A 537-nucleotide genomic window follows, 5' to 3' on the forward strand; every position below is an offset into this window, starting at 1 on the left:
CTGCTTATGCGGGTAGTAATGAGGGATTAAACATCTTTGGCTTGTATCGCACCCAATGGGTTGGGTTAGAAGGAGCTCCCAAAACAGCAACCTTATCCGTAAATACTCCCTTGGGAGATTCAGGATTGGGATTAGGAGTAAACTTTGTCAATGACCATTTAGGGGTAATGGATGACAATACCTTATCGGTAGATTTATCATATGCTATTGATTTGAATTACCACTACAAATTGGCCTTTGGATTGAAGGGATCAGCTAATTTACTGGATGTGAACTACAGCAAGTTGCACATTTATAATCCATCCGATCCTGTCGCGGAGAGTGACATCAAGAACAAATTCACACCCAATATAGGAGCGGGCTTGTTCTTGTACTCAGACAAAGCCTATGTAGGTTTATCTGCCCCGAATTTGTTGACTCGTTCTCGCTACAACGACAACGACGTTAAAACACTTCGCGAGAAACTGCACGTGTATGCAACAGGGGGCTATGTTTTTGATTTGAGTAACGATATCAAATTCAAACCAGCTGCGATGG

1 protein-coding gene is annotated in these 537 nt (G+C 42.5%); it reads left to right on the top strand.

The window, feature by feature from the left end:
- Nucleotides 1-537: type IX secretion system membrane protein PorP/SprF (locus tag H4K33_RS16405; RefSeq protein WP_182650880.1), on the top strand; the 537-nt coding region annotated here is incomplete at both ends.

The organism is Myroides sp. WP-1 (genome assembly GCF_014145635.1).
Classification (GTDB): Bacteria; Bacteroidota; Bacteroidia; order Flavobacteriales; family Flavobacteriaceae; genus Flavobacterium.